Here is a 26,796-nt window from a genome sequence, read left to right on the forward strand (position 1 = left end):
GCGATCAGGCCGGTCGGGACCAGGGTTCCGGGGCATGGTGGATCGTGCCCGTCAGCTCGCCCAGAGGGCGGCCCGTGCCGCCCCAGCGGTGCTGGATGATCTCGGCGGCGATGGAGACGGCCGTCTCCTCCGGTGTGCGGGCTCCCAGGTCGAGGCCGACGGGTGAGGCGAGGCGGTCCAGTGCCGCCTCGTCCACCCCGGCCTCCCGCAGCCGGGCGGTCCGGTCGGCGTGGGTGCGCCGGCTGCCCATCACGCCGATGTACGCGGCGGGTGTGCGCAGCGCGGCGGCGAGCAGGGGCACGTCGAATCTCGGGTCGTGGGTCAGGACGCAGACGACCGTGCGCGCGTCCACCGGGGTCGTTTCCAGATAGGTGTGCGGCCAGGCGCAGACGACCTCGTCCGCTGTCGGGAAGCGCTCCCGGGTGGCGAAGGCGGGACGGGCGTCGCACACCGTCACCCGATAGCCGAGGAAGGCCCCGATCCTCGCGGTGGCCGCCGCGTGGTCGATGGCTCCGAAGACGAGCATGCGGGGGGCGGGGGCGAAGGTCTGGACGAACACGGTGACCTCCTCCATCCGGCGCTCGCCGTGCGGGCCGTACCGGATGCCGGCGGTGGCGCCCTGGGCGAGCAGTCCGCGTGCGTCGTCGGTGACGGCGGCGTCGAGCCCTTCGTCGCCGAGCGATCCGCTGACACGGCCGGCCAGGACCATCCGGTGTCGGCCAGCCGACGCGGCTGGGGACACCACGGTGGCGAGCGCCACGGGTTCCCCGGAGGTGACGGTGTCGGCCAGCTCCCGCAGCAGGGCCCGGTCTTCCGCCGTGACGCACGGTTGCACCAGGACCTCGATCGTGCCGCCGCAGGTCAGTCCGACGCCGAAGGCCTCGTCGTCGCTGATGCCGTACGTGCGCAGCTGCGTCCGGCCCGTGCCGAGTGCCTCGGTGGCGGTCTCGTACACGTCGCTCTCCACGCACCCCCCGGAGACGCTGCCCGCCACCGCACCGGCGGCGGTCACCGCCATCGCGGATCCGGGGCCCCGGGGCGCGCTGCCCCGCACGGCGACGACGGTGGCCAGGGCGAACGGCGTACCGGCCGCATGCCAGTCACGGAGTTCGGACAGCAGTTCACGCACGTGCGCATCCTCCCGGCTCGGCCCTCTGCATCCGACCATGCCCCGGCGCCGTCGTGCGCACCACAGGAGGGCGTCAGGTCCGTTCGTACGCCGCGATCAGCTCGCTGGACCGCTTCACATCGGCGGCCATCGCCACGAGCAGGTCGTCGACCGACTCGAACTTCAGCATGCCGCGTACGTAGGCGAGGAAGTCCACCGCCACATGCAGTCCGTACAGGTCGAGGCCGACACGGTCGATCGCGTACGCCTCGACGGTCCGCTCGGTGCCGTCGAACTGCGGGTTCGTGCCCACGGAGATCGCGGCGGGCATCGCCTCGCCGTCCACCGTGAGCCAGCCCGCGTACACGCCGTCGGCGGGGATCGCGGTGTGCGGCAGCGTTTCCACGTTCGCCGTGGGGAAGCCCAGCTCGCGTCCTCGCTGGGCGCCACGCACCACGACGCCCTCGACACGGTGCGGGCGGCCGAGGATCTCCGCGGCCCCCGCGACGTCGCCCTCGGCGATCAGACGGCGGGTGAGCGTGGAGGAGAACGGCTCGCCGCCCCCCGCGTCACCGCTCACGTAGAGGTCGATGACCTCGACGCCGTAGCCGTACGTCGGGCCGAGCTCGGCGAGGAACGTGACGTCGCCCGCGGCCCGGTGCCCGAAGCGGAAGTTGGGCCCTTCGATGACCAGCTTCGCGTGCAGCTTGTCGACGAGCACCTTCACGATGAAGTCGGTGGGCGAGAGCTGCGAGAAGCCGGCGGTGAACGGCAGGATCAGCACCGCGTCCACCCCCAGTCCGGCCATGAGCTCGGCACGCCGGTGGTGCGGTGCGAGCAGCGGGGGGTGCGAGCCGGGGCGGACGACCTCGCTGGGGTGCGGGTCGAAGGTGACGACGACGGAGGGCACGCCGAGCTCACGCGCCCGCTCCACGGCACGGCCGATGATCAGCTGGTGCCCGCGGTGCACCCCGTCGTAGGAGCCGATGGTGACGACGCTGCGTCCCCAGCCCTCAGGGATGTCCTCCAAGCCACGCCAGCAGTGCACTGTGACCGCTCCTCGCCCGAACCTGTGTACGTGTGTGTCCATTACGCAGGTCTAAGACTGCCATGCTCACACCCCACGGACTGCATCGGCATCGGGATGCCGGGCCGCGCCCCGTCCGGTGCCTCCATCGCCCGGCGGAGGCCGGGGCCCACCACCGCGGCCCACTCCTGCGGGGCGTCCGCCAGCCACCGGGTGACCAGGGCCCCGAATCCGGGAACCTCCCGGGCGAGTTCGGCCAGCCCGTGGTCGAAGCGCGCCGCACCCCCGGGTGTCCGTACGAGCAGTGTCCCGGTGCGGTGCACCAGAGCCCGGGTGCGGGTTTCGGGGCGGAGGCCGGAACCCGCTGCGGCCGCCCGCAGCAGGGCGCCGAGAACCTCCGGGTCCTTTCCCGTGTCCTGTTCGAAATCCAGCAGGATCTCCAGCAGCTCGGTCCGCAGCGCCCTCGAAGCGGTGCTCCCCGGCGCGGCGAGCACCTGTGCCAGCGCGGCGCGTACGGGTGGTGGTGCGGGGCGGGCCTTCAGCAGCCCGGCCATCAGGGGCAGCAGCAGTGCCCGGGCGGCCGGGCCGTGCTCCAGCCTGAGGTCCACGTAGGCGGCGGTCTGCGCCCCGGCGTCCTCGCCGGAGCGGTTACGGCTCTCGACGTAATGGCGTACGAGACCCGGGGCGTGCAGCGCCAGGGCGGGGGCGTCCAGGGAGGCCAGTTCCCGCAGGACGCCGTCGGCGGCGTCACCGGGCAGGGCCAGCCGGGAGCGCAGCGCGGCGAGTACCGGCCCGGGGTGCTCGGGGAACACCTCCGTGAGCAGGGCCAGCGGGAGCCGCGGGTCTCCGGCGGCGAAGACGCGCAGGGCCTGCGGCAGGTAGCGGTCCTCCGTCTCCGGATCCCGTACGAGCACGGTGAGCGCCAGGGCGTGCAGAGTCCTGTCGTCCGGCCGGGCCAGCAGGGTGAGCGCCGCGCTTCGCAGCAGGGCGCGGCCGGAGCCGGGGAGGGGGCGGGCGGCGGCGAGTGCGGCGTGGACGGCCGCGGCGGCCCGCCGCTCCGGCCGGTCCTCGTCGCCCGCCCACCGTTCCACGGCCCGGCAGAAGGCGGCCGGCTCGTCCTCGGCCAGGGCGGCCAGCAGTTCACCGGCGCGGGGGTGGGCGGTGTCGGCCAGCGCCTCGGCCAGGTCGTCGAGGGCGAGGTTCCGGCGGGCGTACAGGAGGGCCTGCGCGGCGGCGGCCACGGTGAGCCGCACCGGCACGCCCTCCTCGGCGGGCAGGGGGCTCTCGTCGGTGAACCAGCGGCACAGCAGTGCCTGGACGGTCGTGGGCCGGGCGGCCAGGCGCCGGGACACGGCGTCCAGGAATCGTTCGCCTCCGCCCGTGCGGGGAGAGCCGTCCGCGGGCAGGAGCCGGCGCAGCAGGTCGATCCGGTCCTCCTCGGGCAGCCTGATCCGGCACCAGAACCACGGTCCGAATTCGGCGTAGGGGCCGAGTGCGGCCGGGCCGCCGCCGGACAGGGAACGCCGGGTGATCCGTCCGGCGAGTACCCGCAGCACCCCGAGACAGGGGCGGGCGTCCGGCACCCTGAGCAGGCTCTCCCGGAGCAGGTGCGCCGCCCACCAGGACGCTTCGACGAGCCGCTCCGGCGCGCCGGGCCCGCCGGGCAGGCGGTCCATCGCCTCGATCAGGTCCGCCATCCGGTGTGCCTGCGCCGCGTGCCCCTGCCGCTTCCCCAGCAGGAGCACCGCCTGGAGCACCGGACCGATGCGATGGCGCGGCACAGGGAGGTTGCGGGAGGCCGCCGGGCCCTCCGGAGCGGGCGGGGGCGCCCCCTTCGCGTGCCAGCGGTGGACCAGCGCGTGCAGTGCCGCGTCCAGGTCCAGGTGCGCACCCTGCACCCAGTCCCCCAGCTCCTCGTGGGCGAAGCGGTACCCCGCGCCCGCCGGGACCAGCAGCCCCTCGGTGAGGACCGCCGGGGCCCACCCCGTGCGCCAGGGGAAGATCTCCTCGAACGCCGCCCGGTCCAGCTCGCCCTGGCCCGGCCCGAGGCAGCGCCTGGCGGCCTCGTGGACCTGGCCGGCCACCTTCGCCGCCAGTCTGCGGACCGCAGTGCCCCGGAGCGGGGGTTCGGCCCGGGCCCCGATCCGTACGGCGATCCGGAGGCAGGTGAGATCGAGGTGGGCGGCGAAGACCTCTTCCGTGCCGGGTCTGCCGGGCACATCGGGGGGCAGCGCCTCCCGGACCTCGGCGAGGAGGCGCAGGGTGAGGGGGTGCCGGTCGTGGTCCGGCGCGACCGTGGCGGGCGGGATGCCGTACCGCTCCCCCGCCCGCTCGGCCTGTTCCGCCGTGAGGTCGCCGAGGCGGACAGCGGGGGGCAGCCCCCGGGCAGGCCCCTCCTGCCGCTCCGGCCGGTGCAGAGCGCCCGTGGGGTACAGCGCCCCGGCGGTCTCCCAGTGCTCGGGGCGGCAGGCGACGGCCATCCGCACCCCGTGGGCCAGGAGCCACCCGGCCGTCGCACCGGTCCACGCGGCGAGCCGGTGGGCCAGCAGGGGCGGCATCTCCTCCGGGCCGTCCACGACGACCAGGAGCGGGCGCCCGGACGCCGCGGCGAGGCGGGCCACCCGTTCGGGGGTCGCGGTTTCCATGTCGCCACGGGCACCGGCCGCGGTGACGATCCTCCCGGAGCGCCGCAGTGTCCGGGCCATCGCGTCGGTGACCGAGGTGTCATCGGCCAGCAGGTCGGCTCCGCGCAGCCACAGGGTCAGGGCGGGCACGGCCCCGCGGGCCCGGCGGGCCGCCAGAGCGGCCAGCTCCGTGGTCCGGCCGGTCCCCGGGGCGCCGACCAGGCCGAGCACGGGCCTGGTGCCGGTCTCGAAGGCGGTGAACTCGGCGCTGACGCCGGGGCGTTCGACGGCCGCCGCGCCACAGGGGCGGCCGTCGGCGTGGCCGAGCGAGGTGGCGGTCAGCTGCAGCGCCCCCGCGAGGTTGAGGTCGCAGCCGTACCCCGGGACGCCGCTCGCGTTGCGCCGGAGCACCTCGGCCAGCGGGCCCGGGGCGCCCTGGAGGACGAGCGGAACGGCGAGCCCGGCGGTCTCGCGCCCGGCGCTCAGCGCGGTCGAGAGCACCCCCAGGACCGCCCCCGTGCGCGGGTCCGTCACGGGCCCGCCGACGGCGGCCCCGCCGGAGCGCAGCGCGTCGCGCCCGTCCGTGCCGAGGGCGAGCTCCAGCGCGTCGCCGACCGGATGGTCGCGTCCGCCCTCGGAGTACGTCGCCGGAGTCGTCCCCAGCACCCGTGCCTCGCGCCAGCCGTGGGCGGCGATCCGCACATAGGTGCCCGTGCCGAGCTGCTCGCGCACGGCGACGGGAAGCGGATCCACCCCCAGGGCCCCGGGGCCGCCGGTGCGCAGCAGGGCGAGGCCCAGGGCGGGCAGCGCGGTGATGTCCTCGGGGCCTACGGGGCAGCTGCGGCCGTCGGCGGCGTGCAGTGTGAGGTACGCACAGCGGGCGACGGCCTGATGGCTGGTGACGACCGTGCCCCGGTCGTCCGCGACGAACCCGGTCCCCCGCGGCCGGCCGGCCTGATCGCAGATTCTCACAAGCTTCGACCGGTCCCCGCTGCCCATGCTCCGAACAGTAGGTCCCCGGTGATCGACACCGGTGCCGCACGGGGGAAAGCGCCCCCCTCACACCCCCCGGTCACTCCGAGCGCCCGCCCGTCGGGGTGAGACGGCGGGTCCGTGCGGACAGGGTTGCTCGTGGGAGGGGGATCGTGGAGCGGGCACACACCGGGGGCTGCCCGCTCCACGATGGGCCGGACCCACCGGGAGGCCCTCGTCAGGCGAAGACGGCGAGGCTCTTGGCCTTGCCCTTCTGCTCCTCGACGAGCACCAGGAACGCCCCGTCGGGGCCGAAGACCCCGACCGGACCCGGCGGGTAGGACGGCATCTCCAGCCGTACGCCGTTGAGCAGGAGCTTGGCGCGCTTCTCGTCCACGTCCCAGCGCGGGAAGGCCGAGGCGGCCGCTTCGGCCACCGGCATCACGGTCAGTTCCTGCTGGTGCTGGTCGAGTGTGCGCGCCGCGTCGAGGCCGTACGGCCCGACACGGGTGCGCCGCAGCGCGGTCAGGTGTCCGCCGACGCCGAGCCCGGCGCCGAGGTCGCGGGCCAGGGCGCGGATGTACGTCCCCGAGGAGCACACGACGGAGATGACCAGGTCGACGACCGGGGCGCCGTCCGCGGCGACCGCCTCGCGGACGTCGTAGACCTGGAAGGACGAGATGGTCACCGGCCTGGCCGGGATCTCGAACTCCTCACCGCCACGCACCCGGGCGTAGGACCTCTTGCCGTCGATCTTGATGGCGCTGACCTTGGAGGGCACCTGCATGATCGCGCCGGTCAGGGCGGCGACCCCGGCGTCGATGCCCTCACGCGTCACTCCCGAGGCGTCGGCGGACGAGGTGATCTCACCCTCCGCGTCGTCGGTGACGGTGTTCTGGCCGAGCCGGATCGTCCCCAGGTACTCCTTCTCGGTCAGCGCGAGATGGCCGAGCAGCTTGGTCGCCCTCTCGACGCCGAGTACGAGGACGCCGGTCGCCATGGGATCCAGCGTGCCGGCGTGGCCGACACGCCGGGTGCGGGCGATGCCGCGCATCTTGGCCACGACGTCGTGCGAGGTGAAGCCGGACGGCTTGTCGACGATGACGAGGCCGTCCGGCGTCCTGTTCTGCTGTGTCATGCGGAAGGTGAGCCCTCGCCGTTCTCGTCGGACTCGTCCTCCGGCTTGCGGTACGGGTCCGCCTCGCCGGCGTACGTGGCACCGGAGGAAGCCTCCCGGACCTTGGCGTCCGAGGCGCGTGCCCGGTCGAGCAGGTCCTCGATCGCCTTGGCGTTGTCCGGCAGGGCGTCGGCCACGAAGGCCAGGGTCGGGGTGAACTTCGTCCCCGCCGCGGCACCGACCGCGGAGCGCAGGATGCCCTTGGCGCTCTCCAGCCCGGCGGCCGCGCTGGCCCGCTCCTCGTCGTCGCCGTAAACCGTGTAGAAGACCGTGGCCTCCCGCAGGTCGCCGGTGACACGGGTGTCCGTGATGGTCACGTGCGTGCCCAGGCGCGGGTCCTTGATACCGCGCTGCAGTTTCTCGGCGACCACCACCTGGATGAGGTCCGCCAGCTTCTTCGCCCGCGCGTTGTCGGCCACTGGTCCGTCTCCTTAAGCCTTGCTCATTCGTCTGCGTCGCTGTGCAGCCGCCGTCGTACGGACAGCAGCTCCACTTCCGGCCGGTCCGCGATCATGCGCTCGCACCGGTCGAGTACGTCTGTGAGGTGTCCGGTGTCCCCGGAGACCATGGCAAGACCGATCTCGGCCCTGCGGTAGAGGTCCTGGCCTCCCGTCTCCGCGACACTCACCGCGAACTTGCGGTGGAGCTCGGCGACGATCGGGCGGACGATGGAGCGCTTCTCCTTCAGCGACCGTACGTCGCCCAGGAGCAGATCGAAGGACAGAGTCCCCACATACATGTGTGTCCGGATGTCCCGCCGGTTCGGGGTCATGCCCCGCCATCACTTGGCAGGGACACCAGAACCGTACACGGAACGGCCGGGGCCGATCGACGGAAATACGACCCGTCGACCGGCCCCGACTGTGGAGGAGAGCCCGGGGGCCTCCCCCCGGGAACCCCCGTTGATCAGCCTCGCGGCTTCTCGCGCATCTCGTACGTCGCGATGACGTCGTCGATCTTGATGTCGTTGAAGTTTCCGAGGTTGATACCGCCCTCGAAGCCTTCGCGGATCTCGGTGACGTCGTCCTTGAAGCGACGCAGACCGGAGATGTTGAGGTTCTCCGCGATGACCTTGCCATCGCGCAGCAGGCGCGCCTTGGTGTTGCGCTTGACCTCGCCGGAGCGGACCAGCACACCGGCGATGTTGCCCAGCTTGGACGAGCGGAAGATCTCGCGGATCTCCGCCGTGCCGAGCTCGACCTCTTCGTACTCCGGCTTGAGCATGCCCTTGAGGGCCGCTTCGATCTCTTCGATCGCCTGGTAGATGACCGAGTAGTACCGGACGTCCACGCCCTCGCGCTCGGCCATCTGCTCGGCACGCCCTGCGGCGCGCACGTTGAAGCCGATCACGATGGCGTCGGAGCCGGTCGCCAGGTTGATGTCCGACTCGGTGACCGCACCCACACCGCGGTGCAGGATCCGGATGTCGACCTCTTCACCGACGTCGAGCTGGAGCAGCGAGGACTCGAGAGCCTCCACCGAACCGGACGCGTCGCCCTTGATGATGAGGTTGAGCTCCTGGACCAGACCGGCCTTGAGCGCCTCGTCCAGGTTCTCCAGGGAGAACCGGACACCCTTGCGGGCGAAGTTGGCGTTGCGCTCACGGGCGGCGCGCTTCTCGGCGATCTGACGGGCCGTACGGTCCTCGTCGACGACCAGGAAGTTGTCGCCGGCACCCGGGACGTTGGTGAGACCCAGCACCAGGACGGGGGTCGAGGGACCCGCTTCCTGGACGTTCTGACCGTTGTCGTCGAGCATCGCCCGGACACGGCCGTACGCGTCGCCGACGACCATCGTGTCGCCGATGCGCAGCGTGCCTCGCTGGACCAGGACGGTCGAGACGGCACCGCGGCCGCGGTCGAGGTGGGACTCGATCGCAATACCCTGCGCGTCCTGCTCCGGGTTGGCCCGCAGGTCGAGCGAGGCGTCGGCGGTGAGGACGACGGCCTCCAGCAGTGCCTCGATGTTGAGGCCCTGCTTGGCGGAGATGTCGACGAACATCGTGTCGCCGCCGTACTCCTCGGCCACCAGACCGAACTCGGTGAGCTGACCGCGCACCTTGGTCGGGTCGGCACCCTCGACGTCGATCTTGTTGACCGCGACCACGATCGGCACCTCGGCCGCCTTGGCGTGGTTCAGCGCCTCGATCGTCTGGGGCATCACACCGTCGTTCGCCGCCACCACGAGGATCGCGATGTCGGTGGACTTCGCACCACGTGCACGCATGGCGGTGAACGCCTCGTGACCCGGGGTGTCGATGAAGGTGATGCGGCGGTCCTCGCCGTTGACCTCGGAGGAGACCTGGTACGCACCGATGTGCTGCGTGATGCCGCCGGCCTCGCCCGCGATGACGTTCGTCTTGCGGATCGCGTCCAGCAGTCGGGTCTTACCGTGGTCGACGTGACCCATGACGGTCACGACCGGCGGACGGGAGACCAGGGCCTCTTCGCCGCCCTCGTCCTCACCGAACTCGATGTCGAAGGACTCGAGCAGCTCGCGGTCCTCCTCCTCCGGGCTGACGATCTCCAGGACGTAGTTCATCTCGTCCGCGAGGAGCCGCAGCGTCTCGTCGGAGACGGACTGCGTGGCGGTGACCATCTCGCCGAGGTTCATCATCACGGCGACGAGCGACGCCGGGTTGGCGTTGATCTTCTCCGCGAAGTCGGTCAGGGACGCACCGCGCGACAGCCGGACGGCCTGCCCGTTGCCGCGAGGCAGCATGACGCCGCCCACCGACGGGGCCTGCATGGCCTCGTACTCCTGGCGCCTCTGACGCTTCGACTTGCGGCCACGGCGCGCGGGGCCGCCGGGACGGCCGAACGCACCCTGCGTGCCGCCACGGGCACCGGGGCCGCCGGGACGTCCACCGAAGCCGGGACGACCGCCGAAGCCGCCGCCACCACCGGGACGGCCTGCGCCGCCACCGCCACCGGGACCACCGGGACGGCCTGCGAAGCCGCCGCCACCGCCACCGGGACCGGCCGGACGGCCTGCGAAGCCGCCGCCACCGGGACGACCGCCGCCACCGGGACGACCGCCGCCGGCGCCGGGACCACGGCCGCCGCCGGGGCCACCACCGGGACGCGGGCCCGCAGCGGGACGCTGCGGCATCATGCCGGGGTTCGGACGGTTACCCGAGGGGGCGCCGCCCGGACGGGGAGCCTGCGGACGGGGCATGCCGCCCGGGGTCGGACGTGCGCCGCCGCCCTGACCCTGCGGGCGCGGGGCGCCGCCGGGGCCACCCTGGGGGCGCGGGGCGCCGGGGCGCTCCTGACCGCCACCGGGGCGCGGGGCACCGCCGGGACGGGGCGCCTGGGGGCGCGCCATGCCGGTGGAACCGCCGGAGGTGAAGGGGTTGTTGCCCGGACGGGGGCCGGCCGGACGGGAGCCGCCGGGACGCGGTGCGCCCTGGCCTGCGGGACGTGCGGGACGGTCTCCGCCACGCTCGCCGCCACGCTGGCCGCCGTCGCGCTGACCGCCGTCACGCTGACCGCCGGCCGGAGCCGGACGGGCGGGACGCGGCCCGGGGGTGGCGCCCGTCGGACGCGGGGCCTGGGGCTGCTGCTGCGGCGCGGCCGGCTGCTGGGCCGGGGCCGGAGCGGAGAACTCCGCGGCGGGCACCGGGGTGACCGGGGCCGGCTTCGGCGCGGGCCGGGGGCCCGGACGGGGGCCTGCGGACGGCGCGGAGGGCGCCGCGGGGGTGCTGCTCGCCGGGGCCTCGGCAGCGGCCGGCTTGGGGGCCGGTGCGCCGGGCTTGGGGGCAGCAGGACGTGCCGCGGCGGCCGGGGAGGGCGCTGCGGGCTTTGCGGGGGCGGCCTTGCGAGGCGCGCCAGGCTTTGCAGCGGACTTGCCGGCGTTGCCGCCGGGACCCTGCAGTGCGTCAGTCAATTTGCGCACGACCGGCGCCTCGATCGTCGAGGACGCCGAACGGACGAACTCACCGAGTTCTTGGAGCTTGGCCATGACGACCTTGCTCTCCACGCCGAACTCCTTGGCGAGTTCGTATACCCGGACCTTAGCCACTTCGCTCCTTTTAGGTCCGGGTTACCGCCGGACCGTCGCTACTTCATGGGCGTACTCATCGCGTACTCATCGAGTGCTCATCGCAATCTCGACCTACTTCCAACTCGCGAGGTACCTGACCGCACGGGGACCCGTGCCGTTCACTTTCTTACGGTGTCACCCGCTCGACGAACCGCTGCAGTGCCGCGGAATCGAACGGCCCCTTGGCCTTGAAGGCCCGGGGGAAGGCCCGGCGGCGAACCGCCAGATCCAGACAGACGGAGGTGGGGTGCACGTACGCACCCCGGCCGGGCAGCGTACCGCGTGGATCAGGGACAACTTCTCCCTCGTCCACCACGATGCGCAGCAGCTCGCTCTTGGCCGCTCGCTCCCGGCATCCCACACAGGTTCGCTCGGGGCAAGCACGGGCGTGCGTCCGGCCAGACACGGCTAAGTCTACCTCCCCGCACCGACCTCACCCCCTGGGGGCAAAAATCGAACGGATGTTGTCGTGATCTCAGCGCCTCGGCGCCTCGATCTATTCCTTCCGGGCCCGGCCCGTTCCCTCCGGAGCCGGTCCGGACGCCTGCGCGGTCCGGGCCGGCGGGTCAGCCGCGCTCGGAGCGTTCCCGGGCGCGCTCGGCGCGCTCACGGTCGGCCACGTCCCGTTCGGCCTCGGTCTCGGTGTCCGGGCGGATGTCGATGCGCCAGCCGGTGAGACGGGCGGCCAGGCGGGCGTTCTGCCCCTCCTTGCCGATCGCCAGCGACAGCTGGTAGTCGGGCACGGTCACCCGCGCGGAGCGCGTCCCCGGATCGACGACCTCGACCTTGCTGACCCGGGCGGGTGACAGCGCGTTGGCGACCATCTCGGCGGGGTCGTCCGACCAGTCCACGATGTCGATCTTCTCGCCGTGCAGTTCGGCCATGACGTTGCGTACACGGCTGCCCATCGGGCCGATGCAGGCACCCTTCGGATTGAGACCGGCCCGGGTGGAGCGCACGGCGATCTTGGTGCGATGGCCCGCCTCGCGGGCGATGGCCTCGATGACGACCGAGCCGTCCGCGATCTCCGGAACCTCCAGCGCGAAGAGCTTCTTCACCAGGTTCGGGTGGGTGCGCGAGAGCGTCACGGACGGACCGCGCACCCCCTTGGCCACCCGCACGACGTACGTACGCAGTCGCAGGCCGTGGGTGTACTCCTCACCCGGCACCTGCTCCTGCACCGGCAGGATCGCTTCCAGCTTGCCGATGTCGACCAGGACGTTCTTCGGGTCCTTGCCCTGCTGGACCAGGCCGGTGACGACGTCACCCTCGTGGCCCGCGTACTCACCGAAGGTCCTGTCGTCCTCGGCGTCGCGCAGCCGCTGCAGGATGACCTGCTTGGCGGTGGTCGCCGCGATACGGCCGAAGCCGGACGGCGTGTCGTCGAACTCCTTGGGCTCCTGGCCCTCCTCGAGCTCGGCCGGGTCGTCCTTCGCCCACACCGTGACATGGCCGCCGGCGTCCAGCTCGACGCGCGCGCGCCGGTGGCTGCCCTCGGTGCGGTGGTACGCGATGAGGAGGGCCGACTCGATCGCCCCGACGAGCACGTCGAAGGGGATCTCCTTGTCCTGCGCCAAGCCCTTCAGAAGCTTCACATCGATGTCCACGGCTACGCCTCCTCTTCCTTCTTGTCCTTGCGGTTGAATTCGATCTCCACGCGCGCCTTGGCGATCTCGCCGAAGGCGACACGGCGCGACGTGGGCTTGCGGCCCTTGACGCCGGGCACTTCCAGATCGAGCCCTTCGTCGTCGACCGCGAGGATGCGGGCCACCAGTTCGCCGCCCTCGCTCAGGGTGAGCCTGACCAGCCGGCCGGTGGCACGTACGTAGTGGCGGTGCTCGGTCAACGGGCGGTCGGCGCCCGGAGAGCTCACTTCGAGGACGTACTCGCCCTCACCCATGGCGTCGGTCTCGTCCAGCGTCTCGGAGATGCTGCGGCTGAGTTCCGCGCAGGTGTCGAGCTCCACGCCGTCCTCGGAATCCACGATGACCCTCAGCACCCGGCGGCGGCCCGCCCGGGACACCTCGATCTCCTCGAGGTCCAGCTCCTTGGCGCCGACGAGCGGCTCCAGCAGTTCGCGCAGCCTGTCGCTCTGGGTGGTGCTCATCCGGGTGACTCCTCGGCCGCGTGTGCTGTTGTGGGGATCGTCGCGTGTCAGGTCAAAGGGTATCCGGTCCGCAGGGGTGTTGCCGTCCGCCTGCCGCCCGCACGCGGGTACGCTCACCTTCGGTGATCACTTCAGGTCAGAAACTGTCAAAAACCAGGCTGAAGGAGACAAGTGCGCCGCACGGGGACGACGCGCAGAAGTGCGCTCACCGCCACGGGAGCATTCGGCCTGGGTGCGGTGCTGACGGGCTGCGGGGGCGGCCCTGGGACACGAACGGCCCCTGGTGGTACGGATGCCAGGGCCACCGCACTCCGGGCGGAGGCGCTGCGGGCGGCGGCCGCCCGTGACAGTGCCTCGCTGCTCTCCCGCTACGAACAGGTCGCTGCCGCCCACCCGGTGACGGAAGCGGGGCTCGCGCCGATGGGAGCCGCGGTGCGGGAACACCTGGCGGCCCTGGGCGGGCGGGTGAAGGCCCCGGGTGGCTCGCCCGCCCCCACGCCGCCGGTGGGCGCCCCGGACGCCCGGGCGGCCCTGAGCGAGCTGGCTGCCGAGGAGCGGCGGGTGGCGGACGGCCGCGCGGCGGCCCTGCTGACCGCCGAACCGGAACTGGCCAGGCTGCTGGCCTCGGTCGCCGCCGCCGGTGCGGCCCACGCGTATCTGCTGACCGAACTGGCCAAGGAGATCCCCGCATGAGGCAGAAGGCCCGAACCGGCGACACGGAGGGCACCCTGCGGGCCGCCCAGGCCGCCCTCGCCGCCGAACACGCCGCGGTGTACGGCTACGGGGTGCTGGGCGGCCGGCTGGAAGACAGCCGCCGCAGCGACGCGACGGCCGCCGGCGACGCCCACCGGGCCCGGCGTGACGCGCTCACCCGGACGGTGCGCGATCTGGGAGGGACTCCGGTGGCGGCGCACGCGGCGTACACCCTGCCCTTCGCGGTGCGGGATCCGGCGACCGCGATGCGGCTCGCCGCCGTGCTGGAGGACCGGGTCGCGGGCGTGTACTCCGACCTCGTACGGGCCGCCCCGGGGCCGGCGCGGCAGGATGCCGCGGCCGCGCTGCGGGAGGCCGCGGTGCGTGCGGTGCGCTGGCGTGGCACCGGCGTAGCCTTTCCTGGGCTCACCGAGAAGGCCGCGCCGCCGGACGGCACGGCGGAGGCGGGCGCCACGGGCGTCACGCACTGAGCGACCGGGCACACTCCGAAAGGGAACAAGGCACGTATGGGTTTCGAACCGCCGCAGCGTCTGGTGCGAGCGCTCGGCGAGACGTGCGGGGACGCAGCCGCCGCGGAGTGGCTCGGACAGCTCCCCGCACTCACCGACAGGGCGCTGTCCGCCCACTCGGTCTCCCTCGACCGGGTGTGTGCCCCCGGCGGACGCAGCAGCCTCGTCCTCCTGGTACGCCGGGCGGACGGCACGTCCGCCGTGCTGAAGATCGCGCCGCCCGGAGCCGCTCCCGCGCTCGAGCGGGCGGCGCTCGCGCACTGGAACGGCTGGGGGGCCGCCGAGCTCCTCCCCGCTCCGGACGCCGGAGTGCCCGAGGGGGCCCTCCTGCTGGAACGGCTGCACCACGAGGTGTCGCTGCGTTCCCTTCCCGAGGCGAAGGCCCTGCTGGAGGCCGCCGGCACGGTGCGGCGGCTGTGGGTCGAGCCTCCGGCCGGCCACGGCTTCGAGACCGTCGTGGAGCGCACCGCCCGGCAGGTGGGGCCCATGCGGGCCGCCGCGGCCCGGGACGGCGCGCTCGAACCTCTCGTCTCGGCGGCCCTCACCGCCCGCGAGGAGCTGGTCCAGGACTCCCCCGAACTCTTCCTGCTGCACGGCAACTTCCGGCAGAGCAAGGTCCTGTCGGGTGAGCGTGCCCCGTGGCTGGCGGTCGGCCCGGAGCCGCTGACCGGCGAGCGGGCGTACGACCTGGCACGGCTGGTGCGGGACCGGGTCGAGGACCTGATCGCCTCACCCGGCGGTGCCGCGACGGCCCGCCGCCGGGTCAAGAAGCTCGCCGACTCGCTGGAGGTCGACCATGCGCGGCTGCGTGGCTGGACGCTGTTCCGGGCCGTCGAGTCCGGCACGCGTGCGCTGGAGGCGGGGCGCACCCAGGACGGCGAGCTGTCGCTGGAGTTCGCGGGCTGGCTCTAGTCCCACGGCAAGGGGGACCCCGCGCACCGCGCGGGGTCCCCCTTGCCGTGCGGCCGGTCAGCCCTGGTCGGTCAGGCGGGCGATCGCCTCGTCGACGGTGAGCTCCTCGCGCTCGCCCGTGCGGCGGTCCTTCAGCTCCAGGACGCCCTCGGCCGAACGGCGTCCGGCGACAAGGATCTTCGGGACTCCGATGAGCTCGGAGTCGGTGAACTTCACGCCCGGCGAGACGCCCGCACGGTCGTCGACCAGGACGCGCAGGCCCGCGGCGCCGAGCTTCTCGGAGACGTCGAGGGCCAGCTCGGTCTGGAGCGCCTTGCCGGCGGCGACGACGTGCACGTCGGCCGGGGCGATCTCGCGGGGCCAGCACAGGCCCTTGTCGTCGGCGGTCTGCTCGGCGAGGGCGGCAACCGCACGGGAGACACCGATGCCGTACGAGCCCATCGTGACGCGGACCGGCTTGCCCTGCTGGCCGAGGACGTCGAGGGAGAAGATGTCGGCGTACTTGCGCCCGAGCTGGAAGATGTGGCCGATCTCGATGGCACGGTCGACCTGGAGGCCGGTGCCGCAGTTGGGGCAGGGGTCGCCCGCCTCGACGACGACGACGTCGAGGTGGTCGTCGACCTCGAAGTCACGGCCCGCGACGACGTTCTTCGCGTGCTTGCCCTCCTTGTTGGCACCCGTGATCCAGGCGGTGCCGTCGGCGACGCGGGGGTCCGCGATGTAGCGGACCTTCTCCAGGCCCTGCGGGCCGACGTAGCCGCGCACCAGGTCGGGGCGGCCCACGAAGTCCTCGGCGGTGACGAGTTCGACGACTGCGGGGGCGAGGTGCTCGCCGAGCTTGCCGAGGTCGACCTCTCGGTCGCCGGGCACACCGACGGCCACGATCTCGCCGTCCACCTTGACCAGCAGGTTCTTCAGGGTCGCGGAGGCAGGGACGCCGAGATGGGCGGCGAGGGTCTCGATCGTCGGGGTGTCGGGGGTGTCCAGCTCCTCGACCGGGCCGGTCGCCGAGGCGTCGGCAGCGGTGGCCTTGAAGGTCACCGCCTCGGTGTTGGCGGCGTAGTCGCAGTTCGGGCAGTCGACGAAGGTGTCCTCGCCGGCGGGCGCGGGGGCGAGGAACTCCTCGGAGGCGGAGCCGCCCATGGCACCGGAGACGGCGGAGACGATGCGGTGGTCGAGGCCGAGGCGCTCGAAGATCCGGATGTACGCGGCACGGTGCAGCCGGTAGGCCTCGGCCAGGCCCTCGTCGGTGGTGTCGAAGGAGTACGAGTCCTTCATCTGGAACTCGCGGCCGCGCAGCACACCGGCGCGGGGGCGGGCCTCGTCGCGGTACTTGGTCTGGATCTGGTAGAGGATCACGGGCAGGTCCTTGTAGGACGAACACATGTCCTTGACGACCTGGGTGAAGATCTCCTCGTGGGTGGGGCCGAGGAGGTAGTCGGCACCCTTGCGGTCCTTGAGCCGGAACAGCAGGTCGCCGTATTCGTCGTACCGGCCGCTCGCCTCGTAGGCCTCCTTGGGCAGCAGCGCGGGGAGCAGGACCTCCTGGCCGCCGATGGCGTCCATCTCCTCGCGGACGACGCGGGTGATGTTCTCCAGGACCTTCTTGCCGAGCGGCAGCCAGGACCAGATGCCGGCCGCGGTGCGGCGTACGTAACCGGCGCGGACGAGGAGCTTGTGGTTGAGCGTCTCGGCGTCCGCCGGGTCGTCGCGCAGTGTCTTGACCATCAATCGGGACATGCGCTGGACCTGGGCCATGGTGAACTCCTGCTCGGAAGGGTGGTGAGCCCGAGGTTAGCCGGGGGGCCCGTGCGGGCGGAAATCGATTCACGGGGCCGTCCGGCACACGGGGGCGGCGGCCGCGGGGCCGAGCACGCACACCCCCCGCGTGCGGGAGGGCCTCAGCCGCGGCGCAACGGCAGGGGCGCGCCCATCACCGCGTACGGCTTGGGCGCGCTCGGGAAGAGCACCTGCCGGGCGAGGTCCTGGTAACCGAGGGCGCGGTAGAGGCCACGGGCGGGGCTCTCCGTGTCGATCGCGGAGAGGATGGAGCGGGGCAGGCCGACGGTGTCCGTGACGGTGGTGATCAGGCACCGGCCGATGCCGCGCTGCTGGAACTCCGGATGGACGTGGAGTTCGGTGATCACGAACGAGTCGTCGAGCCAGCCCTGGGACCCGGTGGCCCGCAGATACGGTTCGACGACGGTGGACCACCAGTGCGCCCGGTCGTTCGGCAGCCCGTAGACGAATCCGACGAGCCGCCCGTCGGCGGCGGTGGCTCCGAGAGCACGGGCCTGCGGATGGTCGAGGTGCCGCAGCACGATGTGGCGGCGTACGTCGATCTCGTCCTGGGTGAGGCCGAAGGCCAGCGCCTGCACGGCGAGTGCCTCGTCGACGCGGGCGGCGAGGTCGAGCGGTCCGACCACGATGTCGGGGGTCCCGGAGCCCCAGGGGGACATGGGGGTTGCTGCTGCCATGCGGGAACCCTACTGGCCGGGCCGTCCGGTCAGAACAGCACGCTCATGAACGCGCCCGCCTCGCGGAAGCCGACGCGGCTGTAGGCCCTGCGTGCGGCGGTGTTGTAGTCGTTCACATAGAGGCTGACGACCGGTGCCACCTCGCTGAGCGCGTGGCGCAGAACGGCCGCCATGCCCGTTTCGGAGAGGCCCCGGCCCCGGGCCTCGGGTGCGACCCAGACTCCCTGGATCTGGCAGGCGCGGGGGGTGACCGCGCCGATCTCCGCCTTGAAGAGCACCTTGCCGTCCTCTATGCGGGCGAAGGACCGGCCGGTGGTGATCAGTTCGGCGACCCGCGCCTGGTAGAGGAGCCCGCCGTCCCCCGCCAGCGGGGAGACGCCGACCTCCTCGGTGAACATGGCCACGCAGGCCGGCATGAGGACGTCCATCTCCTCCTTGCGGACCCTGCGCACGAGCGGGTCGGGCACCACCTCGGCCGAGGGGCGCTCGGTCACCATGAGCGGCTGGTGGGGGCGGACCTCACGGGCGGGGCCCCAGCTCGGTTCGAGCAGGCGCCACAGCTGGGCCGTGGGGCCTGCCGGCCCGACGATCGAGGAGCAGCGGCGGCCGGCCCGCCGGGCACGGTCGGCGAAGGCCCTGATGGCCTCGGGGGTGGCGCAGATGGGCACGAGGTTGGCCCCGGCGTAGCAGAGCGAGCGCAGCCGGCCGTCGGCGTACCAGCCCCACATCTCGCCGCCGAGACGCCAGGGGTCGAGTCCGGCGATCTGGACGCGGGAGGTGACGAACGCGTTGTCCACGGGTTCGCTCTCGAGGATCGCGAGCGCGGCGGGGAGTTCGCCGGGGTCGAGAACCCGGGTGGTGGTCTGCGTCAACACTGGGGCCTCACCGAACGGTCTGCTGATGTCCGCACTGTACCGAACAAGACTGCGGGGTGCCGCCCCGTACGGGCGACGGCCGGTGGGACACAGCTGTGCCCCGCAGGGCCCGGCCTGCGGGGCACGAAGAGGCGGGAGGTCAGCCGGCGATGGAGACCTTGGGCTCGCCCGAGGCGATGCCGTCCTTCTCCATCTGCTCGGCGATCTTCATGGCTTCCTCGATGAGGGTCTCCACGATCTTCGACTCCGGGACGGTCTTGATGACCTCGCCCTTCACGAAGATCTGCCCCTTGCCGTTGCCGGACGCCACACCCAGGTCCGCCTCGCGGGCCTCACCGGGGCCGTTCACGACGCAGCCCATCACGGCGACCCGCAGCGGGACCTCCATGCCCTCCAGGCCCGCGCTCACCTGGTCCGCCAGCTTGTACACGTCCACCTGCGCGCGGCCGCACGACGGGCACGACACGATCTCCAGACGCCGCTGCTTCAGGTTCAGGGCTTCGAGGATCTGCAGACCGACCTTGACCTCCTCCGCCGGAGGAGCCGAAAGCGACACCCGGATCGTGTCGCCGATCCCCTCGGAGAGCAGCGCGCCGAACGCCACCGCGGACTTGATCGTCCCCTGGAACGCCGGCCCCGCCTCCGTCACGCCCAGGTGCAGGGGGTAGTCCGACTGCGCGGCCAGCTGGCGGTAGGCGTTCACCATGATGACCGGGTCGTTGTGCTTGACCGAGATCTTGATGTCCCGGAAGCCGTGCTCCTCGAAGAGGGACGCCTCCCACAGCGCCGACTCCACCAGAGCCTCCGGTGTCGCCTTGCCGTACTTCTTCAGGAGCCGCGCGTCCAGCGAGCCGGCGTTCACACCGATACGGATCGGGGTGCCCGCGTCTCCCGCGGCCTTCGCGATCTCCTTGACCTTGTCGTCGAACTGCTTGATGTTGCCCGGGTTCACCCGGACCGCCGCGCAGCCCGCGTCGATCGCCGCGAACACGTACTTCGGCTGGAAGTGGATGTCCGCGATCACCGGGATCTGCGACTTCTTCGCGATCGTCGACAGTGCGTCCGCGTCGTCCTGCGTCGGGCACGCCACCCGCACGATCTGACAGCCCGACGCCGTCAGCTCCGCGATCTGCTGCAGCGTGGCACCGATGTCCGACGTACGCGTCGTCGTCATCGACTGCACCGACACCGGTGCGTTCCCACCGACCGCCACCGAGCCGACCTGGATCTGGCGGCTGACCCGTCGGTCGGCGAGCTTGGCCGGAACGTCCGGCATTCCGAGAGAAATCGCAGTCATGCGCTGAGCATCCCCAAGGTGTGGATCAGTGTGGATCGAGGTCCCGAGAACGGCGGGCTCCGGGCTTCGAGGTTACGGCACCGGAGGGAGCAGGGGCGCACCCCGCCGCCGAACCGGTCCCGTGGTGCGGCCGAAGACCCGTCCGGGTGCCCCGGCCGCACACCTGAAGCGTCAGGTGATCTTGACGGGGTTCACGATGTCGGCGACCAGCACCAGCAGCGTGAAGCAGATGAAGATCCCGGCGACCACGTAGGCGACGGGCATGAGTTTCGCCACGTCGAACGGGCCGGGGTCGGGCCGCTTGAAGACCCTGGCCACGTTGCGGCGCAGGGATTCCCAGAGCGCGCCCGCGATGTGCCCGCCGTCCAGCGGGAGCAGGGGCAGCATGTTGAACAGGAACAGCGAGAGGTTGAAGCCGGCCAGCAGGAACAGCATCATCGCGATCTGGTTCTGGGCCGGGACGTCGAGGTTCATCACCTCACCGCCGATCCGGGCCGCGCCGACCACGCCGACCGGTGAGTCGTCGGCCCGCTCGCCGTCGCTGAACGCCGCGTTCCACAGGTCGGGGATCTTGGAGGGCAGGGCGATGATCGAGTCGACGCCGTTCTCGATCATGTCGCCCATGCGGACGACCGAGTCGCCGAAGGAGAGCGGCAGAATCTCCGTCTTCGCGGCGAAGCCCAGGTATCCGGCGCTGACGTACTGGTCGGGGACGACCTCGCCGTCGGCGTCCTTCTTGGCGACGGCGTTCTTCTTCAGCACGGCGTTCAGGGTCTGTTCCTGACCGTCGCGCCGCACGGTGATGGTGGCGGGACCGATGGTCTGCCGGATCCTGTCCGAGAGGGTGGCCCAGTCGTCGATCTTCCGGCCGTCGAAGGCGACGATGGTGTCGCCCTCCTGGAGACCCGCGGCCTTGGCCGGCGAGACCGGGTCGGACGCCCTGCAGGTGTCCCGGTTCTCGCTCTGCGCGATCACGCACTGCTGGACACCCGCGACCTCGGTGGTCTGTGTCTGGAAGCCGAAGGTCATGGCCACACCCATGAAGATGGCGACGGCCAGGACCAGGTTCATGAAGGGGCCGGCGAACATCACGATCACGCGCTTCCACGGCTTGCGCGTGTAGAAGAGACGCGTGTCGTCGCCCGGCTCGAGTTCTTCGAAGGCGGCGGACCTGGCGTCCTCGATCATGCCGCGCCACGGTGAGGTGGAGCGTGCTTCGATCCGGCCGTCGGGACCCGGGGGGAACATGCCGATCATCCGGATGTAGCCACCCGCCGGAATGGCCTTGATGCCGTACTCGGTCTCGCCCTTCCTGCGCGACCAGACGGTCGGCCCGAAGCCGACCATGTACTGCGGCACCCTGATGCCGAAGAGCTTGGCCGTCGACAGGTGGCCCAGTTCGTGCCAGGCGATCGAGAACAGCAGACCCACGGCGAAGATGGCGATACCGAGGATCGTCATCAGGATCGTCGTCATGCTCATGCGCGCGCCTCCGCTGCCGCTTCCGCCGAGAGCTCGCGGGCCCTGGACCGGGCCCAGGTCTCCGCTTCGAGGACGTCCGCGACCGTCAGTGAAGTTCCCGTGGCGGGGGTGCCGTGTTCGGCGACCACCGATGTGACCGTATCCATGATTCCGTTGAAGGGGAGCTGTCCCGCCAGGAAGGCGTCCACGCACTCCTCGTTGGCGGCGTTGAACACCGCGGGCGCCGTGCCGCCCAGGGTGCCCACGTGCCGGGCGAGTCCGACGGACGGGAACGCCTCGGTGTCGAGCGGGAAGAAGTCCCAGCTGGAGGCCTTCGTCCAGTCGAACGCGGGGGCCGCGTCCGGGACCCGCTCGGGCCAGCCGAGACCGATCGCGATGGGACCCCGCATGTCGGGCGGTGTCGCCTGGGCGAGGGTGGAGCCGTCGGTGAATTCCACCATCGAGTGAACATACGACTGGGGGTGGACCACGACCTCGATCCGGTCGAACGGGATGTCGTAGAGCAGATGCGCCTCGATGACCTCCAGCCCCTTGTTGACCAGGGTCGCGGAGTTGACCGTGATGACCGGGCCCATCGCCCAGGTCGGGTGTGCCAGGGCCTGCTCGCGGGTCACGTCGGCCAGTTCGGCGCGCGTACGTCCCCGGAACGGGCCGCCGGACGCGGTCACGACGAGCTTGCGGACGTCGGCGCGCTTCCCCGCCGCCAGGGCCTGGAAGAGCGCCGCGTGCTCGGAGTCGACCGGGATGATCTGGCCGGGGGCCGCCAGCGCCTTCACCAGGGGGCCGCCGACGATCAGCGACTCCTTGTTGGCCAGGGCGAGGGTGCGGCCCGCCCTCAGCGCGGCGAGGGTCGGGGCGAGGCCGATCGAGCCGGTGATCCCGTTCAGCACGGTGTGGCAGTCGCCCGCCGCGAGATCCGTGGCGGCGTCGGGCCCGGCCAGGATCTCCGGGAGCGGCTCCCCCGCGCCGTACGCCTCACGCAGGGCCTCGCGGAGCGCGGGCACCTTGCCCCCGTCGGCCACCGCGACCGTACGTACGCGCAGCTGCCGGGCCTGCTCGGCGAGGAGCTGGACCCTGCCGCCCGCGGCGGAGAGCGCGGTGACGCGGAAACGGCCGGGGTTGCGCAGGACCAGGTCGATGGCCTGGGTGCCGATGGACCCGGTGGAGCCGAGGATCACCAGATCCCGGCGGCCTTCCGCCGCGTCGAAGACGAGATGCGGGTCGGCGAGGGGTGCGGGGCTGTCGCTCATGGCCCCCATTGTGGCCGCATCCGCTGGGCGCGCCGACAGGGCTCCCCCCTCTGTGCGTGCCTCAGGCCTGCCCGGCACGGAATTTCCTCCACTGGGCTGCCATGACGTCCTCCGGAACCCCGCCGATGTCCTGTGTGCCGAGGATCTCCGCGCGGAACGCGAGTGTGGTGGAACCCGACCGCAGGACGGTGAGGTACTCGTACAGCTTCAGCTTCCCTTTCACGTCGAGAACGGTGAAGCGGTACGCCTTCGCCTCGTCGGCCTCGTCCGCGAAGGCGGGCAGCGCGGCGGGTTCGGCCTTCTCGTACCTGGCGCGTGCGACGGCTCGTACCTCGGTGAAGCCCCCGGCACAGTCCCGGCCCGCCCTCTCCAGCGACGCCATGACCTTCGCGGCCTCGCCGTCACCGTAGGAACGCAGGGTCACGTCGACGGTGACCCCGAGCATCTCCCCGGGCTTGTCGGCCTTGCGCTGCACCTGGGCGACGGGGGCGTGGCCGCTGACGTCACCGGCGAGGCTGACCAGCGGCTGGCAGGGAGCGGGATCGGCGGTGTAGGAGTCCCCGAGCGGCCCGTCCAGGGTGTACTCGGACGCCGTGAGGCCGCCGGCCGGCTCCCCGTCGGCGAAGGCGACTGCGGTGAGCTGCGCCTCGGTGAGCCCGTCGGCCGGGCCCGCCGTGGCTGCCGGGCGTGAGGGGGCGGGGCCCTGCCCGGCCCCCTCACGCCCGGCCTCGTCCTTGTCGCTGCCGCCGCCGCTTCCGCATCCGGCGAGGCCCACGAGGGCCACCACCGCACAGCCCGCCCCTACGACAGCCCGGCGGCCGCCCGCCCCGTGCACCCCGAACATCCCTGCCCCTGTCCACCGTCGACGCGCCGCGATCCGTTCCCTGATCGCGGCCGGGGCTCGATTGTGCGGCATGCCGCGGGCGGGCACAGCCGTTCCGCGTCAGGTCGTCACCCCTGCGTGGTCCTCGCCACGAAGTCCGCGAACTCCTCGTGGAAGCGGGGGAACGTCTTCCGTACGCAGCCGGGGTCGTCGTAGCTCATGCCGGGGGTGCGCAGTCCGGCGACGGCGAACGACATCACGATGCGGTGGTCGCCGTGGGTGACGATCTCGGCGGAGCGCGGGGTGCCGGGGTGGATCTCGATCCAGTCGGGCCCGGTGCGCACGGTGATCCCCATGTTCCGCAGGTTCTCCGCGCAGGCCTCCAGCCGGTCGCACTCCTTCACCCGGGTGTTGGCGACGTCCTCGATCCGTACCGGCGAGGTGGCGAACGGTGCGATCGCCGCGAGGGTCGGCATCGTGTCGGAGATGTCGCGCATGTTGACCGTCAGGCCGGAGAGCCGGCCGGCTGACCGTACGGTCGTGGAGTCCGCCGTCGTACGCACGTCGGCGCCCATCCGGCGCAGCACGTCGGTGAAGCGCAGGTCGCCCTGGAGCGCGTCCGTGCCGAGGCCGGGGACGGTGACCTCACGGCCCGTGAGGGCCGCGGCGGCGAAGAAGTAGCTCGCGGTGGACGCGTCGGGCTCGACGGCGTAGGTGGTGGCGCGGTAGCCGCCCGGGGGAACGGTGAAGGTGTTCCCCTCCCGGACGACGTCGACGCCGAAGCTGCGCATCATCGCGAGGGTGATCTCGATGTACGGCGCCGAGACGAGTTCGGTGACCTCGATCCGGAGGCCTTCGGCGGTGAGCGGGCCGAGCATGAGGAGGGCGGTGAGGTACTGGCTCGACTCCCCGGCGTCCAGGACCAGTTCGCCGCCCTTGACGCCCGATGCCTCGACGGTGAGCGGGTGGTGGCCCTCCGCTTCTCCGTGGCGCAGGTCCACGCCGAGGGTCCGGAGGGCCTCGGTGAGCGGCGCGAGGGGGCGGCGGCGCATCTGGGCGGAGGCGTCGAAGCGGTACGTTCCGGAGGCCGCGGCGGCGGCGAGGGCCGGCAGGAAACGTGCCGTGGTGGCCCCGTCGCGGCAGTGGACGTCGGCGTCGGTGACGGCGGGGCCGGTGGGGCGGCCCTCGATGTGCCATCGGTCCGGCTCGCGGCTGACCCCGTATCCGAGGCGGGTCAGTCCCTCCGTGAACCCCTCGGTGTCGTCCGAGTGCAGGGGGCGCACGAGGGTGGTGGTGCCGTTCGCCGCGGCGGCCAGGAAGAGGGCGCGGGCGGTGACGGACTTGGAGCCGGGGATGTCGGTGACGGTCACGGACGTCCATGCTGCCCTGCGGTGGGCGTGTCCGCGGGGCGCGTCCAGGCGGTGGACGCGCCCCGCGGGGGTGCCCCGGGTTCAGCGGATCGGGCGGTGGACGTCGTCCCCGGTGGCCGGGCCCGGAGTGGCGTCGGCGATCCAGGGGCCGTCACCACTGGGGTCGATGACACCCTCCTCCAGCCAGGTGTAGGTCCCGGAGAGGACTCCGCCGACGACGCGTGTGTCGATGTCGTCGGTGTTGGACCAGAGCCGGCCGAAGAGCTCCTCCACACGGAGACGGGACTGCCGGCAGAACACGTCGGCGAGTTGGTAGGCCTCGCGGCCGTGGTCGCCGTCGGCGCGCAGGTGCTCGGCCCGGACACAGGCGGCGCTCATCGCGAAGAGTTCGGCGCCGATGTCGACGATCCGGCCGAGGAAGCCCTGCTTGGTCTCCATGCGGCCCTGCCAGCGGGACATCGCGTAGAAGGTGGAGCGGGCCAGCCTGCGGGCCGAGCGCTCGACGTACCGCAGGTGCACGGAGAGGTCGGGGTGCCCGGGAACGCGGAACTCACCGTAGGCGCTGGGCAGCCGGCCGGGACCGCTGACCAGCTTGGGGAGCCAGCGTGCGTAGAAGCCGGCGGCGTTGACGCCCGCCTTCGCCTTGTCGGAGAGCGGTTTGTCGGGATCGATGATGTCGCCGGCGACCTTGAGGTGGGCGTCGACGGCCTCGCGGGCGATCAGCAGGTGCATGATCTCCGTGGAGCCCTCGAAGATCCGGTTGATCCGCATGTCGCGGAGCATCTGTTCGGCGGGGACGGCGCGTTCGCCCCGGGCCGCGAGTGAGGCCGCGGTCTCGAAGCCGCGTCCGCCGCGGATCTGGACGAGCTCGTCGGAGATCAGCCAGCCCATCTCCGATCCGTACAGCTTGGCGAGCGCGGCCTCGATGCGGATGTCGTTGCGGCTCTCGTCGGCCATCTGTGAGGAGAGGTCCACGACCGCTTCGAGGGCGAAGGTGGTGGCGGCGATGAAGGAGATCTTCGCGCCGACCGCCTCGTGCCGGGCGACCGCCCTGCCCCACTGTTCACGGGCGGCCGACCATTCACGGGCGATCTTCAGGGACCACTTGCCGACACCGACGCACATGGCGGGCAGGGAGAGGCGGCCGGTGTTGAGCGTGGTGAGGGCGATCTTGAGGCCGGCGCCCTCGGGGCCGATCCGGTTCGCCGCGGGGACGCGGACGCGGTGGAAGCGGGTGACACCGTTCTCGATGCCCCGCAGGCCCATGAAGGCGTTGCGGTGCTCCACGGTGATGCCCGGGGAGTCGGCCTCGACGACGAACGCGGTGATGCCGCCCTTGTGGCCCTCGGACTCGGGGACCCGGGCCATGACGACGAGCAGGTCGGCGACGACGCCGTTGGTCGTCCAGAGCTTCACACCGTCCAGGACGTAGTCGTCGCCCTCGGGCACGGCCGCGGTCGCGAGGCGTGCCGGGTCGGAGCCGACGTCGGGTTCGGTGAGGAGGAAGGCGGAGATGTCCGTCCGTGCGAGGCGGGGCAGGAAGGCGTCCTTCTGCTCCTGGGTACCGAACATCTTCAGCGGCTGCGGTACGCCGATGGACTGGTGCGCGGAGAGCAGCGCGCCGATCGAGGGGCTCGCCGAACCGGCCAGCGCGAGCGCTTTGTTGTAGTAGACCTGGGTCAGCCCCAGGCCTCCGTACCTGGTCTCGATCTTCATGCCGAGCGCGCCGAGTTCCCTGAGGCCGTTGATCACCTCGTCGGGGATCCTGGCCTCACGCTCGATCAGGGCGCCGTCGACCCGGGTCTCGCAGAATTCCCGCAGCCGGGCGAGGAAGGCCTCACCGCGCCGCACGTCGTCGGGGGCGGGCTGGGGGTGGGGGTGGATCAGGTCGAGCCGGAAGCGACCGAGGAAGAGTTCCTTGGCGAAGCTCGGCTTGCGCCAGTCCTGTTCACGGGCGGCCTCGGCCACCTGCCGTGCTTCGCGCTCGGTGACTTTGGGGGCCTGGGGAATGTCGGATGGGGCGGACAT

The 26,796-nt window shown here is 72.2% G+C and carries 22 protein-coding genes; 3 read left to right on the forward strand and 19 right to left on the reverse strand.

Features of this window, described 5'->3' with window-relative positions; all coding sequences use genetic code 11:
- Positions 1-4: 4 nt before the first annotated feature.
- The 10 genes from ACF1FZ_RS26135 to rimP form a co-directional block, all read right to left on the reverse strand.
- On the reverse strand, positions 5-1,129 hold the full coding sequence (locus tag ACF1FZ_RS26135) for an XdhC family protein (RefSeq protein WP_391775841.1): 1,125 nt from the start codon (positions 1,127-1,129) through the stop codon (positions 5-7).
- Between the two features lie 73 nt (positions 1,130-1,202).
- The gene (locus ACF1FZ_RS26140) at positions 1,203-2,156 is read right to left on the reverse strand and encodes a bifunctional riboflavin kinase/FAD synthetase (protein WP_391775842.1); all 954 of its coding nucleotides are present in this window, start codon (positions 2,154-2,156) and stop codon (positions 1,203-1,205) included.
- A gap of 41 nt (positions 2,157-2,197) precedes the next feature.
- A complete protein-coding gene (locus ACF1FZ_RS26145) occupies positions 2,198-5,758 on the reverse strand; it encodes a trypsin-like peptidase domain-containing protein (protein ID WP_391775843.1) in 3,561 nt (1,186 codons plus the stop codon).
- Between the two features lie 211 nt (positions 5,759-5,969).
- The gene (gene truB / locus ACF1FZ_RS26150; protein WP_391775844.1) at positions 5,970-6,869 is read right to left on the reverse strand and encodes a tRNA pseudouridine(55) synthase TruB; all 900 of its coding nucleotides are present in this window, start codon (positions 6,867-6,869) and stop codon (positions 5,970-5,972) included.
- Positions 6,866-7,327 (reverse strand): 30S ribosome-binding factor RbfA, encoded by a 462-nt coding sequence (rbfA, locus tag ACF1FZ_RS26155; protein WP_391775845.1) that lies wholly within the window; start codon positions 7,325-7,327, stop codon positions 6,866-6,868. Before rbfA ends, truB begins: the two co-directional genes overlap by 4 nt.
- A 23-nt stretch (positions 7,328-7,350) precedes the next feature.
- Positions 7,351-7,647 (reverse strand): DUF503 domain-containing protein, encoded by a 297-nt coding sequence (locus ACF1FZ_RS26160; protein WP_391775846.1) that lies wholly within the window; start codon positions 7,645-7,647, stop codon positions 7,351-7,353.
- A gap of 167 nt (positions 7,648-7,814) precedes the next feature.
- Positions 7,815-10,931: a translation initiation factor IF-2 gene (gene infB, locus ACF1FZ_RS26165; RefSeq protein WP_391775847.1), complete on the reverse strand. Its 3,117-nt coding sequence runs from the start codon at positions 10,929-10,931 to the stop codon at positions 7,815-7,817.
- Positions 10,932-11,079: 148 nt separating this feature from the next.
- Positions 11,080-11,358 carry a YlxR family protein gene (locus ACF1FZ_RS26170; RefSeq protein WP_391775848.1) on the reverse strand — a complete coding sequence of 93 codons (279 nt, stop codon included), beginning with the start codon at positions 11,356-11,358 and terminating at the stop codon, positions 11,080-11,082.
- Between the two features lie 160 nt (positions 11,359-11,518).
- Positions 11,519-12,559 carry a transcription termination factor NusA gene (gene nusA, locus ACF1FZ_RS26175; protein WP_391775849.1) on the reverse strand — a complete coding sequence of 347 codons (1,041 nt, stop codon included), beginning with the start codon at positions 12,557-12,559 and terminating at the stop codon, positions 11,519-11,521.
- A 2-nt stretch (positions 12,560-12,561) separates the two neighbouring features.
- Positions 12,562-13,059: a ribosome maturation factor RimP gene (rimP, locus tag ACF1FZ_RS26180; RefSeq protein WP_391775850.1), complete on the reverse strand. Its 498-nt coding sequence runs from the start codon at positions 13,057-13,059 to the stop codon at positions 12,562-12,564.
- A 171-nt stretch (positions 13,060-13,230) separates the two neighbouring features.
- Here rimP and ACF1FZ_RS26185 point away from each other — a divergent pair, with 171 nt between their 5' ends.
- The 3 genes from ACF1FZ_RS26185 to ACF1FZ_RS26195 are packed head-to-tail and all read left to right on the forward strand — an operon-like array spanning position 13,231 to position 15,194.
- On the forward strand, positions 13,231-13,752 hold the full coding sequence (locus ACF1FZ_RS26185) for a hypothetical protein (RefSeq protein ID WP_391775851.1): 522 nt from the start codon (positions 13,231-13,233) through the stop codon (positions 13,750-13,752).
- Positions 13,749-14,243, forward strand: coding sequence for a ferritin-like domain-containing protein (locus ACF1FZ_RS26190; protein ID WP_391775852.1), 495 nt, complete (start codon positions 13,749-13,751; stop codon positions 14,241-14,243). The genes ACF1FZ_RS26185 and ACF1FZ_RS26190 overlap by 4 nt, the downstream gene beginning before the upstream one ends.
- A 36-nt stretch (positions 14,244-14,279) precedes the next feature.
- Entirely contained in the window at positions 14,280-15,194 is a 915-nt protein-coding gene (locus ACF1FZ_RS26195; protein ID WP_391775853.1) for an aminoglycoside phosphotransferase family protein, read from the forward strand.
- A 57-nt stretch (positions 15,195-15,251) separates the two neighbouring features.
- Here the strand turns inward: ACF1FZ_RS26195 and ACF1FZ_RS26200 are convergent, their stop codons facing one another.
- The 9 genes from ACF1FZ_RS26200 to ACF1FZ_RS26240 all read right to left on the reverse strand — a co-directional run bounded on the left by ACF1FZ_RS26200 (position 15,252) and on the right by ACF1FZ_RS26240 (position 26,796).
- Complete coding sequence (locus tag ACF1FZ_RS26200; protein WP_391775854.1) at positions 15,252-16,952, reverse strand: proline--tRNA ligase; 1,701 nt, start codon at positions 16,950-16,952, stop codon at positions 15,252-15,254.
- Between the two features lie 143 nt (positions 16,953-17,095).
- Positions 17,096-17,671, reverse strand: a complete 576-nt coding sequence (locus ACF1FZ_RS26205; protein WP_391775855.1) for a GNAT family N-acetyltransferase — start codon at positions 17,669-17,671, stop codon at positions 17,096-17,098.
- Between the two features lie 29 nt (positions 17,672-17,700).
- Complete coding sequence (locus ACF1FZ_RS26210; protein WP_391775856.1) at positions 17,701-18,546, reverse strand: GNAT family N-acetyltransferase; 846 nt, start codon at positions 18,544-18,546, stop codon at positions 17,701-17,703.
- Between the two features lie 139 nt (positions 18,547-18,685).
- Positions 18,686-19,843 (reverse strand): flavodoxin-dependent (E)-4-hydroxy-3-methylbut-2-enyl-diphosphate synthase, encoded by a 1,158-nt coding sequence (gene ispG / locus ACF1FZ_RS26215; protein ID WP_391775857.1) that lies wholly within the window; start codon positions 19,841-19,843, stop codon positions 18,686-18,688.
- Positions 19,844-20,014: 171 nt separating this feature from the next.
- Positions 20,015-21,325: a M50 family metallopeptidase gene (locus tag ACF1FZ_RS26220; RefSeq protein WP_391775858.1), complete on the reverse strand. Its 1,311-nt coding sequence runs from the start codon at positions 21,323-21,325 to the stop codon at positions 20,015-20,017.
- Positions 21,322-22,575 (reverse strand): 1-deoxy-D-xylulose-5-phosphate reductoisomerase, encoded by a 1,254-nt coding sequence (gene dxr, locus ACF1FZ_RS26225; protein WP_391775859.1) that lies wholly within the window; start codon positions 22,573-22,575, stop codon positions 21,322-21,324. Before dxr ends, ACF1FZ_RS26220 begins: the two co-directional genes overlap by 4 nt.
- A 61-nt stretch (positions 22,576-22,636) precedes the next feature.
- Positions 22,637-23,419, reverse strand: a complete 783-nt coding sequence (locus ACF1FZ_RS26230; RefSeq protein WP_391775860.1) for a hypothetical protein — start codon at positions 23,417-23,419, stop codon at positions 22,637-22,639.
- Positions 23,420-23,526: 107 nt separating this feature from the next.
- On the reverse strand, positions 23,527-24,768 hold the full coding sequence (aroA, locus tag ACF1FZ_RS26235) for a 3-phosphoshikimate 1-carboxyvinyltransferase (protein ID WP_391775861.1): 1,242 nt from the start codon (positions 24,766-24,768) through the stop codon (positions 23,527-23,529).
- A gap of 81 nt (positions 24,769-24,849) precedes the next feature.
- A complete protein-coding gene (locus ACF1FZ_RS26240) occupies positions 24,850-26,796 on the reverse strand; it encodes an acyl-CoA dehydrogenase family protein (RefSeq protein ID WP_391775862.1) in 1,947 nt (648 codons plus the stop codon).

The organism is Streptomyces sp. NPDC014623 (assembly GCF_043088245.1).
GTDB lineage: Bacteria > Actinomycetota > Actinomycetes > Streptomycetales > Streptomycetaceae > Streptomyces.

Bases quoted from the DNA above. Each gene is read 5' to 3' on its own strand.
- ACF1FZ_RS26145 (WP_391775843.1), bottom strand. From the start codon at position 5,758: ATGGGCAGCGGGGACCGGTCGAAGCTTGTGAGAATCTGCGATCAGGCC.
- truB (WP_391775844.1), bottom strand. From the start codon at position 6,869: ATGACACAGCAGAACAGGACGCCGGACGGCCTCGTCATCGTCGACAAG.
- ACF1FZ_RS26160 (WP_391775846.1), bottom strand. From the start codon at position 7,647: ATGTATGTGGGGACTCTGTCCTTCGATCTGCTCCTGGGCGACGTACGG.
- rimP (WP_391775850.1), bottom strand. From the start codon at position 13,059: ATGAGCACCACCCAGAGCGACAGGCTGCGCGAACTGCTGGAGCCGCTC.
- ACF1FZ_RS26190 (WP_391775852.1), top strand. From the start codon at position 13,749: ATGAGGCAGAAGGCCCGAACCGGCGACACGGAGGGCACCCTGCGGGCC.
- ACF1FZ_RS26195 (WP_391775853.1), top strand. From the start codon at position 14,280: ATGGGTTTCGAACCGCCGCAGCGTCTGGTGCGAGCGCTCGGCGAGACG.
- ACF1FZ_RS26200 (WP_391775854.1), bottom strand. From the start codon at position 16,952: ATGGCCCAGGTCCAGCGCATGTCCCGATTGATGGTCAAGACACTGCGC.
- ACF1FZ_RS26205 (WP_391775855.1), bottom strand. From the start codon at position 17,671: ATGGCAGCAGCAACCCCCATGTCCCCCTGGGGCTCCGGGACCCCCGAC.
- ispG (WP_391775857.1), bottom strand. From the start codon at position 19,843: ATGACTGCGATTTCTCTCGGAATGCCGGACGTTCCGGCCAAGCTCGCC.
- ACF1FZ_RS26220 (WP_391775858.1), bottom strand. From the start codon at position 21,325: ATGAGCATGACGACGATCCTGATGACGATCCTCGGTATCGCCATCTTC.
- dxr (WP_391775859.1), bottom strand. From the start codon at position 22,575: ATGAGCGACAGCCCCGCACCCCTCGCCGACCCGCATCTCGTCTTCGAC.
- ACF1FZ_RS26230 (WP_391775860.1), bottom strand. From the start codon at position 23,419: ATGTTCGGGGTGCACGGGGCGGGCGGCCGCCGGGCTGTCGTAGGGGCG.
- ACF1FZ_RS26240 (WP_391775862.1), bottom strand. From the start codon at position 26,796: ATGTCCGCCCCATCCGACATTCCCCAGGCCCCCAAAGTCACCGAGCGC.